Annotated in this window: 15 protein-coding genes; 8 read left to right on the top strand and 7 right to left on the bottom strand. The window is 73.2% G+C overall.

From position 1 onward, the window contains the following. Nucleotides 1-10: 10 nt before the first annotated feature. From AB0G32_RS30320 to AB0G32_RS30340, 5 genes are all read right to left on the bottom strand, one after another. Entirely contained in the window at nt 11-676 is a 666-nt protein-coding gene (locus AB0G32_RS30320) for a response regulator transcription factor (RefSeq protein ID WP_361170304.1), read from the bottom strand. Next, nucleotides 673-2127, bottom strand: coding sequence for an ATP-binding protein (locus tag AB0G32_RS30325; protein WP_361170307.1), 1455 nt, complete (start codon nt 2125-2127; stop codon nt 673-675). The genes AB0G32_RS30320 and AB0G32_RS30325 overlap by 4 nt, the downstream gene beginning before the upstream one ends. Next, nucleotides 2114-2491 (bottom strand): small secreted hydrophilic protein, encoded by a 378-nt coding sequence (locus AB0G32_RS30330; protein WP_361170310.1) that lies wholly within the window; start codon nt 2489-2491, stop codon nt 2114-2116. Before AB0G32_RS30330 ends, AB0G32_RS30325 begins: the two co-directional genes overlap by 14 nt. 78 nt (nt 2492-2569) lie before the next feature. After that, nucleotides 2570-2851, bottom strand: a complete 282-nt coding sequence (locus tag AB0G32_RS30335) for an Lrp/AsnC ligand binding domain-containing protein (protein ID WP_361170313.1) — start codon at nt 2849-2851, stop codon at nt 2570-2572. After that, on the bottom strand, nt 2848-3618 hold the full coding sequence (locus tag AB0G32_RS30340; protein ID WP_361170316.1) for a rhomboid family intramembrane serine protease: 771 nt from the start codon (nt 3616-3618) through the stop codon (nt 2848-2850). The genes AB0G32_RS30335 and AB0G32_RS30340 overlap by 4 nt, the downstream gene beginning before the upstream one ends. A 157-nt stretch (nt 3619-3775) precedes the next feature. Between AB0G32_RS30340 and AB0G32_RS30345 the strand changes: the two genes are divergently transcribed. From AB0G32_RS30345 to AB0G32_RS30365, 5 genes are all read left to right on the top strand, one after another. Next, nucleotides 3776-4015, top strand: coding sequence for a hypothetical protein (locus AB0G32_RS30345; protein WP_361170320.1), 240 nt, complete (start codon nt 3776-3778; stop codon nt 4013-4015). Nucleotides 4016-4049: 34 nt separating this feature from the next. After that, complete coding sequence (locus AB0G32_RS30350) at nt 4050-5393, top strand: NYN domain-containing protein (protein ID WP_361170323.1); 1344 nt, start codon at nt 4050-4052, stop codon at nt 5391-5393. Nucleotides 5394-5568: 175 nt separating this feature from the next. Continuing rightward, complete coding sequence (locus AB0G32_RS30355; RefSeq protein WP_361170326.1) at nt 5569-6606, top strand: NlpC/P60 family protein; 1038 nt, start codon at nt 5569-5571, stop codon at nt 6604-6606. A 220-nt stretch (nt 6607-6826) separates the two neighbouring features. Beyond that, nucleotides 6827-7840 (top strand): NlpC/P60 family protein, encoded by a 1014-nt coding sequence (locus tag AB0G32_RS30360; protein WP_361170329.1) that lies wholly within the window; start codon nt 6827-6829, stop codon nt 7838-7840. A 33-nt stretch (nt 7841-7873) separates the two neighbouring features. Next, entirely contained in the window at nt 7874-9061 is a 1188-nt protein-coding gene (locus AB0G32_RS30365; RefSeq protein ID WP_361170332.1) for a hypothetical protein, read from the top strand. Between the two features lie 19 nt (nt 9062-9080). Here the strand turns inward: AB0G32_RS30365 and AB0G32_RS30370 are convergent, their stop codons facing one another. Next, the gene (locus tag AB0G32_RS30370) at nt 9081-10316 is read right to left on the bottom strand and encodes a glycosyltransferase 87 family protein (protein WP_361170353.1); all 1236 of its coding nucleotides are present in this window, start codon (nt 10314-10316) and stop codon (nt 9081-9083) included. A 122-nt stretch (nt 10317-10438) separates the two neighbouring features. Between AB0G32_RS30370 and AB0G32_RS30375 the strand changes: the two genes are divergently transcribed. Further along, complete coding sequence (locus AB0G32_RS30375; RefSeq protein ID WP_361170335.1) at nt 10439-11581, top strand: glycosyltransferase family 4 protein; 1143 nt, start codon at nt 10439-10441, stop codon at nt 11579-11581. Nucleotides 11582-11612: 31 nt separating this feature from the next. Here the strand turns inward: AB0G32_RS30375 and AB0G32_RS30380 are convergent, their stop codons facing one another. Next, nucleotides 11613-13409, bottom strand: coding sequence for an AMP-dependent synthetase/ligase (locus tag AB0G32_RS30380; RefSeq protein ID WP_361170338.1), 1797 nt, complete (start codon nt 13407-13409; stop codon nt 11613-11615). Between the two features lie 304 nt (nt 13410-13713). Between AB0G32_RS30380 and AB0G32_RS30385 the strand changes: the two genes are divergently transcribed. Both AB0G32_RS30385 and AB0G32_RS30390 read left to right on the top strand, forming a co-directional pair. Then, nucleotides 13714-14520: a metallophosphoesterase gene (locus tag AB0G32_RS30385; RefSeq protein ID WP_361170341.1), complete on the top strand. Its 807-nt coding sequence runs from the start codon at nt 13714-13716 to the stop codon at nt 14518-14520. Nucleotides 14521-14634: 114 nt separating this feature from the next. Beyond that, the gene (locus AB0G32_RS30390; RefSeq protein WP_361170344.1) at nt 14635-15075 is read left to right on the top strand and encodes an SRPBCC family protein; all 441 of its coding nucleotides are present in this window, start codon (nt 14635-14637) and stop codon (nt 15073-15075) included. The last annotated feature ends 251 nt before the right edge of the window (nt 15076-15326 follow it).

Here is a 15326-nt window from a genome sequence, read left to right on the forward strand (position 1 = left end):
TTCACCCGGCTCAGCGGCAGGGCAGCCGGTAGCCCATCCCGCGTACCGTCTCCACCGCCTGCGCGCCCAGCTTCTTGCGCAGCGCCCGGACGTAGACGTCCACGATGTTGGAGCCGGGGTCGAAGTCGTAGCCCCAGACGTGGGAGAGGATCTGCTCGCGGGACAGCACCTGCCCCGGGTGCCGCAGGAACAGTTCGAGGAGCACGAACTCCCGGGCCGTCAGGTCGACCGTCCGGTCCCCGGCCCGGGCCCGCCGGGTGCGCAGGTCCAGGCCGAGCGAGCCGGACCGCAGCACCGTCACCTCGGGCGCCCGGGCCGCCGTGCGCAGCCGCAGCCGGATCCGGGCGAGGAGTTCCTCGAAGCGGAACGGCTTGGTCATCCAGTCGTCGGCGCCGCCCTCCAGGCCGGCCACCGTGTCCCGGACCGAGTCCCGCGCGGTGAGCACGATCACCGGGGTGGTCACCCGGGCCTCGCGCAGCTCGCGCAGCACGGTGAAGCCGTCCCGGCCGGGCAGCCCGATGTCCAGGACCACCAGGTCGAAGCCGCCGGTCAGGGCGTAGTCGTAGCCCGCCTCGCCGTCGGCCGCCACGGTGGTGGTGAAGCCGTTGGCGCGCAGGCCCTTGCGGACGAAGGAGGCGATGCGTTCCTCGTCCTCGACGATGAGGATGCGGTTCAAGGGTGTGCCTCTTCCAGAGTCGTGAGCGTGCCCATGGTGAGGACGAAGGTGGCGCCGCCGCCCTCGGTGCCGCACAGCCGGACCCGGCCGCCGTGGCCCTCCGCGATCGCCTTGACGATCGACAGGCCGAGCCCGGCGCCCGAGCCGCGCGCGCCGCGCCGGGCGGCGCCGCGCCGGAACCGTTCGAAGATGACGCCGGCGTCCTCGGGCCGCACGCCGGTGCCGGAGTCGGCGACGTACAGCTCCACATGTCCGTGCCGGACCCGGGAGCCGATCCGGATCGGCCGGCCGGGGGCGGTGTGCTGCACGGCGTTCTGCGCGAGCTGGACCATGGCCTGGGTGATCCGCTGCGGGTCCAGCAGGGCCTCCCCGTCGGCGACTTCGGCCAGCACCCAGTCCTGCTCGCCCAGGGTGCGGGCCTTGACGTAGACGTCGGCGGTGAGTTCGGCGAGCTGGACCGGCTCGGGGGTGACGAAGTCGGGACGTTCGGCCTTGGCGAGCAGCAGCAGGTCCTCCACGATCCGGCTCATCCGGTCCAGTTCGTCGGTGACCAGGCGTATGGTCTCCTCGCGTTCGGCCGGCTCGTCGCCCATCAGTTCCAGATGGCCGCGGACGATGGTGATCGGGGTGCGCAGCTCGTGCCCGGCGTCGTCGACGAACTCGCGCTGCGCGGCGAAGGCCCGCTCCAGCCGGTCCAGCATCGCGTTGAACGTCTCGGCGAGCGCGGCCACGTCGTCGTGGCCGTGCACCGGAATACGGCGGGTCAGGTCCTGCTCGGTGAGCTGGGCGGCGGTGGCGCGCACCAGCCGGACGGGTTTGAGGATGCGGCCGGCCACCACCCAGGCGATGCCGGTGGTCATCAGCAGGGCGACCCCGGAGATGGCGAGCAGCACCTGGAACACCTCGTCGGCGCGGGCCTGCTCCCGGCCGGGGTGGAAGGCGACCACGAACGCGGCGGCCGGTTCGCCGCCGTACCGGGCCACGGTGACCTTGGCCCAGCGGATCTCGCCCGCCGGGCGGCGCAGGGTGCCGGCGGGGTGCGGGGAGGCGAAGATGCGGCGGCGGGCGGCGGCGTCCTTGTGCAGCGGCAGCGCGACCGGGATGTCGCGCTGCTGGATGATCTGCGCGGGGGCGGCGCCCGGGGTGCCGACCAGGCCGACCAGTTCCTCGTCGAGGTCGGCGTACTGGCGTTGCAGGAAGACCCGCAGCAGCCGGTCCGGTTCGGTGAAGGGGCGGCCGGTGGCCGGATCGAAGCCCTGCTCCTCGAAGTTGGCGAACTCCCCGGCCTCCTGGGCCAGCAGGTTGTTGATCCGCTGCCCGGTGTCGCGCAGCAGGATCGACCGGGTGGTGGCGGCCACCGAGGCGAGCGCCACCGCCATCACCAGCAGCAGCCAGAGCAGGATGCGGACCCGGGCGGAGATCCGCCGGCGCTCCCGGTCAGCCGTCGTCACCGGCGCCGGCGCCGTCGTCGGCGTCCTCGCTTCCGGCGTCGGCGCCGCGGCCGGGCTCGTCGTCATCGTCGTCGTCCGGGGGGCGGTCGGTCACGGGCGGCCGGGACACCACCTGGTCGCTGGGCGTCGGGTCGGGCGTCGAAGCCGGGGCGGACGCCGGGGTGGACGCCGGGGTGGACGCCGGTGCGGACGGGCGGGGCGGTGCCGACCTGCGGGTCGGTGCCGGGGAGCCGCTCTCCAGCTCCACCCCGGCCGGCACCTCGGGCCGCGCGGGGCTGTCGGTGAGCGCGAAGCTGGTCGCGGCGATGCCGAGCGGGATCAGGACGACGGCCGCGAGCGCGGCCATCCGGCGGGAGAAGACCATGCGCCCGATCCTGCGCCCGGCACCCGGCGGCCCGGATGAGCCGCGGATGAGGAACCCTTCATCCGGGCCCCGGCCGCCTCAGTTCTCCAGCCCGATGGCGAACGCCGCCTCCAGGTCGTGCTGCGAGTAGGTACGGAACGCCACGTGCGTGTCGGTGCCCTCCACCCCGGGGATCTTGCTGATCCGGCCCGGGATGACCTCCGCCAGGTCCTCGTGCTCGCGCACCCGCACCATCGCGATCAGGTCGTAGGTGCCGGTGACCGAGAAGACCTCGCTGACGCCTTCCAGCGCGGCGATCCGCTCGGCGATCTCGGGGATCCGGTCCACGCTGGTCTTGATCAGGACGATCGCGGTGATCACGGCTGGTTCTCTCCCTCGGAGGCGGGCGCTGGGGCGGCCTTCACTCTAGCCCGCATCCCAAAACGCACCCAGGCACAGAGGAAGCCCAGGCCGAAGCCGACCAGGTGGGCCAGGTAGGCCACCCCCGGGCCGTCCCCGGCCCGCCACGCCGACAGCCACTGCAGGGCCGCCCAGAAGGGCAGCACCAGCCAGGCCGGGAAACGCAGCGGCATGAACAACAGGAACGGCAGAAGACTGGTCACCCGCGCCCGGGGGAACAGGTACAGGAACGCGCCGAGCACCGCCGAGATCGCCCCGGAGGCGCCGACCAGGGACTGCCGGGAGTCGTCGTTGGCGATCGCGTACCCGAGCAGGGCCAGATAGCCGCAGCCGAGGAAGAACAGCAGGAACCGGACGTGGCCCATCCGCTCCTCGGTCAGCACCCCGAAGACATAGAGGAACAGCATGTTGCCGAGCAGATGCACCCAGCTGCCGTGCACGAACAGGGCCGTGGCCGGGGTCAGCAGGGCCCGCGGCGACCCGTCGAACAGGTCCGCCGGGATCACACCCCAGCGGTGGAAGTAGGCGCGCTGCGCGGCGAGCAGCCCGTCGCCGGAGCCGAGCGACGGGTCGAGTCCCGCCGCCGGGGAGACCAGGAACAGCAGACAGCACAGGACGATCAGGCCATGGGTCACGGGCGCCGCGGCACGGGCCGCGGGACGGCGGATTCCAGCCGTCCGCAGCGCGCGCAGCACCCGGCCGCCGGCCGGGCTCCAGTTGCGGATCATGAGTACATAGCATGACGTAACGGGACACAGCAGGGCAGGCCGCCTCGCCGCCGTGGACGGACGGGCGGCCGGTACCCGCCAGGCCGTAGGGTTACGAGCCACACGTACCGGGGAGGCCGGTGCGTCGGACGACACTGGAAGAGAGCGAACAGCCACGATGACGGTTCCCCTGCCGACCGGCACGACGCGGTGGCGCTGCACCCTCTGCGGCAACCTCACCCGCTTCGACGTGACCCGCGCCTCGAAGGTCGTGGAGTACATCCACCTCGATCTGGCCGGCGAGCCGACGGTCGAGGAGCGCGAGGTGCTCAGTGAGACCATCGAGTCGGTGCGGTGCCGCTGGTGCAACGCCGTGGACCAGGTGGAGCTCGTGGACAGGCCGGGTGCCGGCTCCTGAGGGAGCGGGCCCCGCACAGGCATTGGGGTGACGGATGGCGGAGACACACGGCGGGGGGCCGGGCGACGGCGCCGCTGAGGTGCTCGACCGTCCGCTGCCCGACGGGGTGCGCCGCAAGGTGGTGCAGATCGCCGCGGACGGCTTCGGCGGGCTGACCCTCGCGGAACTGCCCGCGCAGCTGCGGCAGTACGCGCGGTTCACGCCGAGCCGGCGGGCCAAGTTCGCGGGCAACGCGATGGCCGCCGCGCTGGAGACGGACGCGCTGTTCCGCCAGCGCATCGGCGAGAAGCTCAGAGAGACCCAGCCGGAGCTGACCGGCGCCCTCGACTCCGGTGCCCCGCCCCCGGCCGCGGACCCGCTGGACGTGGCGGCCGCGGCCTACGTACTGCGCCCGGCCGGCTGGGTGAAGCTGGTGGCCGCGGCCGGCGAGGAGGCCCAGCGGGCCGACGCCGAGCGCGCCGACGAGGAGACCCGCGCCGAGCTGGACCGGCTGCGCGCCGAGCTGGAGCGGGCCCGGGAGCACGGCCGGGGCGAGACCGACCGGCTGCGCGCCGAGCTGGACGCCGCGAAGAAGGAGGCGGAGTCGCTGCACCGCAAGCTGCGCGGCGCGCTCAGCGACGTCAAGCGCGGCGAGGCGGCGGTCCGCAAGACACGCGCCGAGCTGGACGCCGTACGCGCCGAGGGGCAGACCCGGGTGTCCGCCGCCGAGAGCGAGACCCGGCGGCTCAAGGCCCGGCTCGGTGAGGCGGAAGCCGCCCTGGAGGCCACCCGCAAGGCCGCCCGCGAGGGCCGCAGCGTCGAGGACATGCGGGTACGGCTGCTGCTTGACACCCTGCTGGACGCCACCCAGGGGCTGCGCCGGGAACTGGCGCTGCCGCCGGTCTCGGTGCGCCCGGCCGAGACCGTGGACGCCGTGGAGCCCGGCCGGATGACCCCGAAGGACATCGCGGCCCGCGCGCTGTCCGAGCACGACCCGGCGGTCCTGGACCAGTTGCTCGCGCTGCCCCAGGCCCATCTGGTGGTCGACGGCTACAACGTCACCAAGACCGGCTATCCGCAGATGCCGCTGGAGAAGCAGCGGCTGCGGCTGCTCGGCCAGCTCTCCCAGCTCGCCGCGCAGACCGGCGCCGAGGTGACCTGCGTCTTCGACGGGGCCGAGCTGGCCGCGCCGGTGCTGCTCGCGCCGCCGCGCGGGGTCCGGGTGCTGTTCTCCAAGCCCGGCGTCACCGCCGACGAGCTGATCCGGCAGCTGGTGCGGGCCGAGCCGCCGGGCCGGCCGGTCATCGTCGCCTCCACCGACCGCGAGGTCGCCGACGGGGTGGCCCGCGCGGGCGCCCGGCCGGTGGCCTCGGCGATGCTGCTGAAGCGGCTTTCCTGACCCGTCGGTTGACACAGGGTCAACCCGGCGTCACCGGTGGTGAGTCCGAGGTAAAAGATGCAGTCGGTGAACGGGTTTTTCCCGTGAAGGATTTGAACTGATCACGGATGGGTCACTAGGGTCTCGCTTCGAACCCTAGAACGGGTGATCACTCACACGAAGGAGTTCGCCTCCCGTGGCGTCCCACCGTCGACCCAAGCAGCCCAGCCGCGCGCGCGTCACCGTGCTCACCACCGCGGCCGCCGCCGCTGTCGTGCTCAGCTCGCAGGCAGCCAACGCCGCTCCCAGCGAGAAGCAGAGCAAGGACGAGGTCCAGTCCAAGGTCGACAAGCTCTACGAAGAGGCGGAGCAGGCCACCGAGAAGTACAACGGGGCCAAGGAGAAGCAGGAGAAGCTCCAGAAGGAGATCTCCACCATCCAGGACAACGTCGCCCGCGGCCAGGAGGAGCTCAACGAGCTGCGTGACGGCCTCGGTTCGATGGCCAGCGCCCAGTACCGCTCCGGCGGCATCGACCCCTCCGTGCAGCTGTTCCTCTCCGCGGACCCGGACGACTACCTCGACAAGGCGTCCACCCTGGACCAGTTGAGCGCCCAGCAGGTCGACTCCCTCAAGGAGATCCAGGAGAAGCAGCGCGACCTCGCCCAGCAGAAGGAGGAGGCCGCCGAGAAGCTCAAGGACCTCTCCTCGACCCGCACCGAGCTGAAGAAGAAGAAGCAGGAGGTGCAGAGCAAGCTCGCCACCGCGCAGAAGCTGCTCAACAGCCTCACCGCCGCCGAGAAGCAGGCCCTCCAGGACGAGCAGGAGCGCTCCACCCGCAGCAGCGAGCGCGAGGTCCTCACCTCCACCGCCTCCGCCTCCGGCCGGGCCGGCGCCGCCTTCTCCGCCGCCCAGAGCGTGATCGGCACCCCCTACGTCTACGGGGCCACCGGCCCGTCCTCCTTCGACTGCTCCGGCCTGACCTCCTGGGCCTACGCCCAGGCCGGCGTCTCGATACCCCGGACCTCCGAGGCCCAGTCGCAGATCGGCACCCGCATCACCAGCCAGAGCGACCTCCAGGTCGGCGACCTGGTCTTCTTCTTCAACGACCTGCACCACGTCGGCCTCTACGCCGGCAACGGCCAGGTGCTGCACGCCCCGCGCACCGGCACCGTCGTGCGGTACGAGTCGATGAGCACCATCGGCGGCCCCTTCATGTGGGGCGTCCGCGTCTGACCCCGCGGGCGGCGGTCCGCGAGGCCCGTCGCCATCAACCCGACATGCCGCCCGAACGGGCGAATCGTGTTTACCCGTTGTGACCCCGCGCCCCGTCGCTGACCTGCGTCAGCGGCGGGGCGCCGGGCCGCGCGGGCGCCGAGGTCGTTGGTGACCGCCTCGCCACGGGGCTACTGTCTGCCGCGTTTCCCGTCCGCCAGCGGAAGGAGTGCGGCTTCCCGTGGGGTCCCATCGCCGCCTTGCACCAACCGGGTTCGACCGGGGCGCCACCGCCGTGGCCGGCCTGCTGTCCGCCGCCGCAGCCGTCCTGGGCGCCGCCGTACCGGCCGCCGCCGCACCGCACGACGACACCCGTGCCGAGGTGGACCGCCTGCACGAAGAGGCCGAGCAGGCGACCGAGGCCTACAACCGGGCCGACGAGCGCACCGACGCCCTGCGCGAGCAGGTCACCGCCGTCCAGGACCGGATCGCCCGGCAGCAGCAGCGCATCAACACCATGCGGGACGCGCTCGGTTCGCTGGCCGGTGCCCAGTACCGCACCGGCGGCCTGGACCCGACCGTCGCCCTGCTGCTCTCCGCCGACCCGGACGACTACCTCGACAAGGCCGCCGCCCTCGACCGGATCGGCAGCCACCAGGCGGGCGAGCTGCGGCGGCTCCAGGGCGCCATGCGCCACCTCGCCCAGGACCGCGCCGAGGCCGGCCGGACCCTGGCGAAGCTGGACCGCAGCCGCGCGGCCGTGGCCGCCCACAAGCGGACCGTGGAGCGCAAGCTCGCCGACGCCCGGCGGCTGCTCAACTCCCTCACCGACGCCGAACGCGAGGCCGACCGGGCCTCCCGCTCCGGCCGCGGCGACCTGCCCGACCTGTCCGGCGCCGCCCCCGCCTCGGGCCGCGCGGCGTCCGCCCTGGCCGCCGCCCAGTCCGCCCTCGGCAAGCCCTACGTCTGGGGCGCCAACGGCCCCGCCGGCTTCGACTGCTCGGGCCTGACCCAGTGGTCCTACGCGCAGGCCGGTGTCGCCCTGCCGCGCACCTCGCAGGCGCAGGCCGGCGCCGGGCAGCGGGTCTCCCTGGACCAGGCCCGCCCCGGCGACCTGGTCGCCTACCGCGGCGACGCCAGCCACATCGGGATGTACGCGGGCGGCGGCCAGGTCATCCACGCGCCGCACCCCGGCGCCCCGGTGCGCTACGACCCGGTCGGCATGATGCCCGTCTCCTCCGTCACCCGGCCCTGACCCGACCGGCCCGCCGCCCCGTACCCTCGGAAGGTGGCTGGTCGCAGGCGGGTTCCGGGGTCCTCGGTGGTGCTGCTGTGCCTGCTGCTGGTCGCCCTGGCGGGGTGCGGCGGCCGGTCCGCCGCCGACTCCGTCCGGACCGAGGTGCAGGGGGTACTGGACCGGCGGGCGGCGGCGCTCCTGGACCGGGACCGGGCCGCCTACGCGGCGACCGGCGTCCGCACCGGGTTCGACCGGACCGGCGCGCTGCCGCTGGCCGACTGGTCCTACCGGGTCGGTACGGTGCGGCGCACCGGCGACACGGCCACCGCCGCCGTCGAACTGAGCTACCGCCTCGACGGCTACGACACCGGCCCGGTCACCGCCGCCCGCACCGTGCGCCTCGACCGGGCCGCCGGTACCTGGCGGGTCGCCGCCGACCGGCCCGCGAAGAAGTCCGGCCAGCAGCCCTGGGACCAGGGCACGGTGCACGTCGTACGCGGTGCGCACAGCCTGGTCCTCGGCGTCGGGCAGTCCGACGAGGCGCTGCGCGGCTACGCCGCGCTCGCCGACCGCGCGGTGCCGGCCGTGTCGGCCGCCTGGGACGCCGACTGGGCCGGCCGGGTGGTCGTGGTGGTGCCCCGGTCCCTGGCGGGCATGGCCGGGCTGCTCGGCTCGCCCGCCTCCTCCTACCGCGGCATCGCGGCGGTCACCACCGGCGAGACGGGCGCCCCGGCCACCGCCCCCGCGGACCGGATCGTGGTCAACCCGGACGCGTACGGACTGCTCGGCTCGCTCGGCAAGCAGGTGGTCCTCACCCACGAGACCGCCCACGTCGCCACCCGCGCCCACACCACCGCCGCGACCCCGCTGTGGCTGTCCGAGGGATACGCCGACTGGGCCGGCTACCGCGACACCGGCCGCACCCCCGGCCAGGCCGCCCCCGAACTGTCCCGCGCGGTCGCCGAGGGCCGGGTGCCCGCCGCCCTCCCCGCCGACGAGGACTTCGGCTTCACCGACGACGCGACGGAACTGGCCCAGGCGTACGAGGGCGGCTGGATGGCGTGCCGGCTGATCGCCGAGGAGTGGGGCGAGGACCGGCTCGACGCGTTCTACCGCGCGGTGGGCGCGCACGAGGAACGGGACGGGGCGGTGGCGGACGCGATGAACCGGGTGCTCGGGACGACACCGGAGGAGTTCACGGCGCGGTGGGGGGAGTATCTGCGGGGGGAGTTCGGGTGAGGGCGGGGGCAGGAGAGGCTCAGGTGGCGACCGGGGTCTCGTCGGCGTGGGTGGGACGCGGGGACGAGGGGGCCGGCGCCGGATGCGGGACCGTCCCGCGCCACAGCACCCGGGCCGCGCAGACCGTCGCCGCCACCAGCAGGCCGTTGCGGACGAACATCAGCGTGACGCCGAGCGGGTCACTGGCCACCACGTGCGCGAACCACAGCGGGAACTCCAGCACCGTCACCGCGCTCGCCGCCAGCACCAGCGCGACCGGCACCCCCATCCGCGACACCCTGAAGCACAGGCACACCGCGCCGAGCCCGATCAGCCACACCAGGTACTGCGGACTGATCACCCGGCTGGTCACCGTGAACATCAGCACCGCGACGAACGCCGCGTCCGCCGCCGTGTGCGCCGCGAACCGCGCGGCCCGCAGCCGCCACAGCAGCAGCCAGCCGAACGCCATCCCGGTCAGCGTCAGCGCGGCCGTGCTCACCCAGTCCACGTACGGGCCGAGGAACTCCACGCTGCCGTAGTTGAGCAGCACCTGCCCGTCCCAGCCGTGGCCCCGGGCGACGTGGAAGACCAGCGCGCCCAGCGACTCCACCTCGGTGCCGCGGTCCCGCTGGAACGTCAGGAACGCGAACGCCCCCGGCATGGCCAGCGCGAACGTCCCCGCCAGCACCACGCCGGTGAGCACCGCGGCGACCCAGGAGGACCGCCGCCGGATGCCGAGCAGCACCAGGGCCGGCCACACCTTCAGCAGCGCGCCCAGCGCCGCCAGCGCCCCCGCCACCCGGGGATGCCGGGCGGCGGCGGCCAGCGCGGCCACCGCGACCGCGGTGACCATCAGGTCGTAGCGCGCGTACACCGTCGGACCGAGCAGCGGTACGCCCGCCACCCACACCCAGGCCCCGCGCAGCGCCCCGCCCGGCCGCAGCCCGATCCGCAGCAGCACCCCGAGCACCGCCAGGTCGGCCGCGCAGACCAGCACGTAGAACGCCGTCGCGTAGTCCAGGAAGGGCAGCAGGGCGGGGGAGAGGATCGCCATCGCCGCCGCGGGCGGGTACTGCCAGGTGACGTCGTCCAGCGGAAACGTTCCGGTGCGCAGCACGTCGGACCAGCCCTGGTAGATCACCGACACGTCACTGGTGACGTCCGGGCCGGGGAAGACCCACACCTTCAGCACCCACAGCAGCAGCACCAGCCGGGTCGCGCACCAGGCCACCGGAAGCCATGCCAGGGACCGCCCGGCGCTCGTCGTCTCCACGAATTCCCTGCCCGCCCGTTCGGTGCCGTTCGACGTTCTCATGATGTCCCGAACTGCTGTGTGCCTGCCACACGTACCGCCGGAGGCTGCTGTGAACGGGGGCTTCGGTAGGGTCTCGGGCGATGCACAAGACCTTGATCGTGACGAACGACTTCCCGCCCCGCCCCGGCGGCATCCAGGCGTTCCTGCACAACATGGCGCTGCGCCTGGACCCGGAGCGGATCGTCGTGTACGCCTCCACCTGGAAGCGCACCCGGGAGGGCGTCGAGGCGACCGCCGCCTTCGACGCCGAGCAGCCCTTCACCGTCGTACGGGACCGTACGACGATGCTGCTGCCGACGCCGGGGGCGACCCGGCGGGCGGTCGGACTGCTGCGGGAGCACGGCTGCACCTCGGTGTGGTTCGGAGCGGCGGCACCGCTCGGACTGATGGCCCCGGCCCTGCGCAGGGCCGGCGCCGAACGGATCGTCGCCACCACCCACGGGCACGAGGCCGGCTGGGCCCAGCTCCCGGCGGCCCGGCAACTGCTGCGCCGGATCGGCGAGGCGACGGACACGATCACCTACCTCGGGGAGTACACCCGCTCCCGTATCGCGGCCGCGCTGACCCCGGCCGCCGCCGCCCGCATGGTCCAGCTCCCGCCCGGTGTCGACGAGAAGACCTTCCACCCCGGCAGCGGCGGGGACGCGGTCCGCGCCCGGCTCGGGCTGACCGACCGCCCGGTCGTGGTCTGCGTCTCCCGGCTGGTCCCGCGCAAGGGCCAGGACACCCTGATCAGGGCGATGCCGCGGATCCTGGCCGCCGAGCCCGCCGCCGTGCTGCTGATCGTCGGCGGCGGCCCCTACGAGAAGGACCTGCGCCGGCTGGCGGAGGAGACCGGCGTCGCCGCGGCGGTCCGCTTCACCGGCTCCGTCCCCTGGTCCGAGCTGCCCGCCCACTACGGCGCCGGCGACGTCTTCGCCATGCCCTGCCGGACCCGGCGCGGCGGCCTGGACGTCGAGGGCCTCGGCATCGTCTACCTGGAGGCGTCCGCGACCGGTCTGCCGGTGGTGGCGGGCGACTCGGGCGGCGCCCCCGACGCCGTACTCGACGGCGAGACGGGCTGGGTCGTACGAGGCACCTCGGTCCAGGACACCGTCGACCGGATCACCACCCTCCTCGCCGACCCCGAGCTGCGCGCCAGGATGGGGGAGCGGGGCAGACAGTGGGTGGAGGAGCTGTGGCGCTGGGACCTCTTGGCGGAACACTTGAAAACGCTGCTGTAGAGCAACGTTCCCAGGGGCGAGAAACCACCCCCTACTTCGAGTAGATCGCCTCGATCTCCGCCGCGAAGTCCCGGGCGACAACATTCCGCTTCAGCTTCAACGACGGAGTCAGATACCCCGACTCCTCCGTGAACTGCTCCCCGAGCACCCGGAACTTCCGCACCGACTCCGCCTTGGACACCGCCGCGTTCCCGTCATCCACCGCCGACTGGATCGCGGCCAGCAACTCGTGATCGTCCCGCAGTTCCTGCGCCGTGGACCCGGCGGGCTTCCCGTGCTCCGCGCACCACCGCTCCAGGAACTCCTCGTCGAGGGTGATCAGCGCCCCCACGAACGGCCGCCCGTCCCCGACCACCATGCACTCCGCGACCAGCGCGTGCGCCCGGATCCGGTCCTCGATCACGGCCGGCGCGACGTTCTTGCCGCCCGCGGTCACCAGGATCTCCTTCTTGCGGCCGGTGATCCGCAGATACCCGTCCTCGTCGAGGGTGCCGATGTCGCCGGTGTGGAACCAGCCGTCGGCCAGCGCCTCCTCGGTCGCGCCCGGGTTGTTCCAGTACTCCTTGAACAGGTGCTCCCCGTGCAGCAGCACCTCCCCGTCGTCGGCGATCCGGACCACCGAGCCCGGCAGCGGCTGCCCGACCGTGCCGATCTTCTGCCGGTCCCAGGGGTTGAACGCGGTGGCCGCGCAGGACTCGGTCAGGCCGTAGCCCTCCAGGACGGTGAAGCCGATGCCGCGGAAGAAGTGGCCGAGCCGCTCGCCCAGCGGGGCGCCGCCGGAGATGGCGTACTCGCCGCGCCCGCCGAGCACCGCGCGGAGCTTGCTGTAGACCAGCTTGTCGAAGACCTTGTGCTTGATCCTCAGCCCCAGGGACGGTCCGGACCCGGTGTCCAGGGCCCGGCTGTAGGCGATCGCGGTGTCCGCCGCCGCGTCGAAGATCCTGCCCTTGCCGTCGGCCTGCGCCTTGGCCCGCGCCGAGTTGTACACCTTCTCGAAGACCCGGGGCACGCCCAGGATCAGCGTCGGCCGGAAGGACGCCAGTTCGTCGGTGAGGTTCCTGATGTCCGGCAGGCAGCCCAGCTTGATCGGCGCCAGCATCGGCGCGACCTGCACCAGCCGCCCGAAGACGTGCGCGAGGGGGAGGAAGAGCAGGACGCTGCACTCGCCGGTGCGGAACAGCGGGCGCAGCCGTTCCACGACGTTGCCGCACTCGGCGAAGAAGGAGCGGTGGGTGAGCACACAGCCCTTGGGGCGGCCGGTGGTGCCGGAGGTGTAGACGATGGTCGCCGGGTCGTCGGCCTTGGCGACCGAGCCGCGCTCCTCGACCGTCTCGTCCGTGACGCCCTGGCCGAGCCGGCCCAGTTCCTCCACGGCCCCGGCGTCGATCCCCCAGACGTGCTTGAGTGCGGGCAGCCCCTCGCGCACCGACTCCACCACCCCGGCGTGCCCGGCGGTCTCCACCACGCACGCGGTCGCCCCGGAGTCGCCGAGTATCCACCGCACCTGCTCCGGCGAACTGGTCTCGTACACCGGCACGGTGACCGCGCCCGCGCTCCAGATCGCGAAGTCCAGTAGCGTCCACTCGTACCGGGTCCGCGACATCAGGGCGACCCGGTCGCCCGGCTCGACGCCCGCGGCGATCAGGCCCTTGGCGACGGTGTGCACCTCGGCGAGGAAGGCGCGCGCGGTCACGTCCTGCCAGCCGCCGTCCGTCCTGCGGGAAATGACGGCGACATCGGGATGCCGCGCGGCGTTTCTGCGGACGATGTCGGTCAGGTTGCCGTCCGCGGGGACCTCGTACAAAGCGGGAAGGCTGAACTCGCGCAAGACTGCTGCTCCTCATAGGGCGCCGGCGCCACGACGTTGTGTGATGCGACGGTGCGGTCCATGGCTGGGGCGGGTGCTCGGGGACCTGTGACACGGGTACGGGGTTCCTGAGCACGACTGGACTGCCTGGACGTTACCCGCCGGTATGGCGTCTTTGACAGGGGGGCCCGGCGAGATGTTCGCTGCGTCACACAGCTGCTGTTCTCTCGGCGCACAGTAGTCGACACGCCAACCGACCAGCCAGTAACCGCAGGTCCGACCGCCACTGTTCACAGCGGGCGCGCTGCTCCTACCCTTGATCACCATGACTTCCACACCGGCTCAAAACGCCAGGGACACAAAGACACGTGTCCATGTCGTCAGCGACGTGCACGGCAACGCCCGGGACCTGGCCCGGGCCGGTGACGGGGCGGACGCGCTGGTCTGCCTCGGGGACCTGATCCTCTTCCTCGACTACGCCGACCACTCCCGCGGCATCTTCCCCGACCTGTTCGGCAAGGAGAACGCGGACCGCATCGTCGAACTGCGCACCGCCCGCCGGTTCGCCGAGGCCAAGGAGTTCGGGGCCCGGCTGTGGGCGGGCGTCGACGGGGACCGGGACGCGGTGATGGAGCGGGCGGTGCGCAAGCAGTACGCCGAGCTGTTCGCGGCGTTCCCCACCCCTACGTACGCCACCTACGGCAACGTCGACATGCCGCCGCTGTGGCGGGAGTACGCCCGCCCCGGCACCACCGTCCTGGACGGCGAGCGGGTCGAGATCGGCGGCCGGGTCTTCGGCTTCGTCGGCGGCGGCCTGCGCACCCCGATGCGCACCCCGTTCGAGATCAGCGACGAGGAGTACGCCGCCAAGATCGAGGCGGTCGGCGAGGTCGACGTACTGTGCACGCACATCCCGCCCCAGGTGCCGGAACTGGTCTACGACACGGTGGCGCGGCGCTTCGAGCGGGGCAGCCGGGCGCTGCTCGACGCGATCCGGCGCACCCGGCCGCGGTACGCCCTCTTCGGCCACGTGCACCAGCCGCTGGCGCCGCGGATGCGGATCGGGGCGACCGAGTGCGTGAACGTCGGGCACTTCGCGTCGACCGGCCGGCCCTGGGTGCTGGAGTGGTAGCCGTGCAGGTAGGTAGGGGTGACGGCGGGGCCGGGGCCGCGCGGTAGCCTTCACACCGCACGCACGCGTGCGCGACGACTTCCCTACCGGCCCGCATCTGGAGGAGCCCCCGCGATGGCGGAACACACCAGCTCGAGCATCACGATCGAGGCGGCACCGGCCGACGTCATGGCGGTGATCGCCGACTTCGCCCGCTATCCGGACTGGACCGGAGAGGTGAAGGAGGCCGAGGTGCTCGCCACCGACGGGCAGGGCCGCGCCGAGCAGGTCCGGCTCGTCATGGACGCCGGGGCGATCAAAGACGACCAGACCCTCGCCTACACCTGGGCCGGCGCCAACGAGGTCTCCTGGACGCTGGTGAAGTCCCAGATGCTGCGCTCCCTGGACGGCTCCTACCTGCTGCGCCCCGCGGGCACCGGCACCGAGGTCACCTACCGGCTCACCGTCGACGTCAAGATCCCCATGCTCGGCATGATCAAGCGCAAGGCCGAGAAGGTCATCACCGACCGCGCCCTGGCCGGACTGAAGAAGCGGGTGGAGTCGGGAGCGGCCTGACCCTGACTGGCGCGGCGGCCCAGCCTGCCCGGCGCGGCGGTTCAGCCCTGCCCGGCCCGGCAGCCCTGACTGGCGCGGCGGCCTAACCCTGACTGGCGCGGCGGCCCAGCCCTGACTGGCGCGGCGGCCCAGCCCTGACTGGCGCGGCGGTTCAGCCTGCCCGGCGCGGCGGCCCAGCCTGCCCGGCGCGGCGGTTCAGCCCTGCCCGGCCCGGCAGCCCTGACCGGCGCGGCGCCTACCCCTGACTGGCG

Source organism: Streptomyces sp. NPDC023723, assembly GCF_040639815.1.
Taxonomy (GTDB): Bacteria; Actinomycetota; Actinomycetes; order Streptomycetales; family Streptomycetaceae; genus Streptomyces.

Excerpts from the sequence above, each read along its gene's own strand:
- AB0G32_RS30330 (WP_361170310.1), bottom strand. The coding sequence starts at position 2,491 with ATGGTCTTCTCCCGCCGGATGGCCGCGCTCGCGGCCGTCGTCCTGATC.
- AB0G32_RS30345 (WP_361170320.1), top strand. The coding sequence starts at position 3,776 with ATGACGGTTCCCCTGCCGACCGGCACGACGCGGTGGCGCTGCACCCTC.
- AB0G32_RS30390 (WP_361170344.1), top strand. The coding sequence starts at position 14,635 with ATGGCGGAACACACCAGCTCGAGCATCACGATCGAGGCGGCACCGGCC.
- AB0G32_RS30385 (WP_361170341.1), top strand. The coding sequence starts at position 13,714 with ATGACTTCCACACCGGCTCAAAACGCCAGGGACACAAAGACACGTGTC.
- AB0G32_RS30350 (WP_361170323.1), top strand. The coding sequence starts at position 4,050 with ATGGCGGAGACACACGGCGGGGGGCCGGGCGACGGCGCCGCTGAGGTG.
- AB0G32_RS30375 (WP_361170335.1), top strand. The coding sequence starts at position 10,439 with ATGCACAAGACCTTGATCGTGACGAACGACTTCCCGCCCCGCCCCGGC.
- AB0G32_RS30340 (WP_361170316.1), bottom strand. The coding sequence starts at position 3,618 with ATGATCCGCAACTGGAGCCCGGCCGGCGGCCGGGTGCTGCGCGCGCTG.